3 protein-coding genes are annotated in these 1701 nt (G+C 63.3%); 1 reads left to right on the top strand and 2 read right to left on the bottom strand.

The genetic code is table 11. The annotated features are described in order from the left end of the window. Window positions 1–122: 122 nt before the first annotated feature. On the bottom strand, window positions 123–341 hold the full coding sequence (locus JHD07_RS32075) for a hypothetical protein (RefSeq protein WP_291629433.1): 219 nt from the start codon (window positions 339–341) through the stop codon (window positions 123–125). 40 nt (window positions 342–381) lie between these two features. Here JHD07_RS32075 and JHD07_RS32070 point away from each other — a divergent pair, with 40 nt between their 5' ends. Further along, window positions 382–1152 (top strand): exodeoxyribonuclease III, encoded by a 771-nt coding sequence (locus JHD07_RS32070; protein ID WP_291629431.1) that lies wholly within the window; start codon window positions 382–384, stop codon window positions 1150–1152. A 172-nt stretch (window positions 1153–1324) separates the two neighbouring features. Here the strand turns inward: JHD07_RS32070 and JHD07_RS32065 are convergent. Further along, the coding region (locus JHD07_RS32065; RefSeq protein WP_291629429.1) for a potassium channel family protein at window positions 1325–1701 on the bottom strand (377 nt) is incomplete at its 5' end.

The raw sequence follows: 1701 nt of genomic DNA, 5'->3' as shown, positions 1-1701 counted from the left end.
CGCCTCTACAAGGGCGGCAATGTGGAGGAGCCGCTGGCAAGGCCGGAGCCGGCGCAGGCGGCCGCACCTCCTCCCTCTCCACCGCCGACCGAGCCGCCGCTGTCGCGTTAAGCCAGCTGCACCTACTTCTTCTTCCGGCTGTCGAGCGCCGCCTTGCAGGTCGCGCTGAGCTGGTCGCGTTTGGCATTGAGGCATGCGACGATGCCGCCGCCCGGCGCGAGGCCGGCGCAGAACTTGTCGTAGTCCGCCTTGCAAGCGCCGCGCTGATCGGACGATTGTGCCGATGCGCCTCCGGAGAACGCGAGGGCGAGCGCGATGGCAACAAAGCTGGACTTGGACATTGTATCTCCGGTGACGGACGGCAGGAGCCGGTAGCTCTACATGAAGATCGCGACGTTCAACATCAACAACGTCAACCGCCGCCTGCCCAATCTGTTGGCATGGATGCGCGTGGCGAAGCCCGATGTCGTCGCGCTTCAGGAGTTGAAGGCAAGTGATGGCGAATTTCCGGCAGCCGCGATCGAAAAGGCCGGCTACGGCGCGGTGTGGTGTGGACAAAGGACGTGGAACGGCGTCGCCATCCTCGCCCGCGGCGCTGATCCCATTCTCACCCGCGACCGCCTGCCGGGAAAGCCCGGCGATCTCGAAGCCCGCTACATCGAGGCTGCCGTGCGCGGCATCATCGTCACCAGCATCTATCTTCCCAACGGCAATCCGCAACCGGGACCCAAATTCGACTACAAGCTCGACTGGTTCGCGCGGCTGAGGCGCCACGCCAAAACCTTCATCAAGCAGGACCTGCCGGTGGTGCTCGCCGGCGACTACAATGTCGCGCCAACCGAGATCGACATCTATCCGACGCGGTCATGGGACAAGGATGCGCTGGTCCAGCCCAGGAGCCGCGCCGCCTACGCCGCGCTGGTCAAGCAGGGCTGGTGTGACGCGATCCGCGAGCTGCACCCGCAAAAGCGCATCTACACGTTCTGGGACTACAAGCGGAACCGCTGGCCGCGCGATGCAGGCCTGCGGCTCGACCATCTCCTGCTCAGCCCTGCTCTCGCACCGCGCCTGGCCAAGGCCGGCGTCGACAAGAACATCCGAGGCGAGGACGGCGCCAGCGACCACGCGCCGGCCTGGGTGGTGCTACGGTGATGCTCACCAGCCGCCGCGCGACAAAAACTTGAAAAACAACCCCATGCACAGTAGCCGACCCCTTGTGCCCTCAATGACTTACGGGTAACCCGAAATCATGGTTGATCCGTCGGGCAAAACACCGGCATGACGTCACCATCGACGGCGTCCAAATCGCCGCGCCGAGGGCTCTTCAGATCGCCCCTTCATCGGGAATATTGAGGACGGTGCCGCAGGCCTTGCAATGCACCGCGTCGGCATCGTGCCTCTGGAGCCCGCAGGTCGGGCATGGAAACCGCACCTTGTGGGGACTGAGCAGCGCGCGGGCGAGATTGAAGAACAGGGTAACGCCGAAAATCATGATCACGACGGTGATCAGGCGACCGAACGTACCCTTCAGGGTAATGTCGCCAAAGCCGGTCGTCGTCAGCGCCGTGACGGTGAAATAGAGGGCATCGGCATAATTCCGGATATCGTCGTTGCGAAACTTCTGGGTCTCGTAAACGAGACCGGTCATGACGAAGATGAAAACAGCGAGGTTCGTGACGGCGAAGATGACGTCTTCGTTGC

Source organism: Bradyrhizobium sp., assembly GCF_016462955.1.
Classification (GTDB): domain Bacteria; phylum Pseudomonadota; class Alphaproteobacteria; order Rhizobiales; family Xanthobacteraceae; genus Bradyrhizobium.
The sequence above is the reverse complement of the archived record's forward strand: the minus strand, read 5'-3'. Positions and strand labels throughout refer to the sequence as shown.

Coding starts and splice junctions, on each gene's coding strand:
- JHD07_RS32070 (WP_291629431.1), top strand. CDS start 382: ATGAAGATCGCGACGTTCAACATCAACAACGTCAACCGCCGCCTGCCC.
- JHD07_RS32075 (WP_291629433.1), bottom strand. CDS start 341: ATGTCCAAGTCCAGCTTTGTTGCCATCGCGCTCGCCCTCGCGTTCTCC.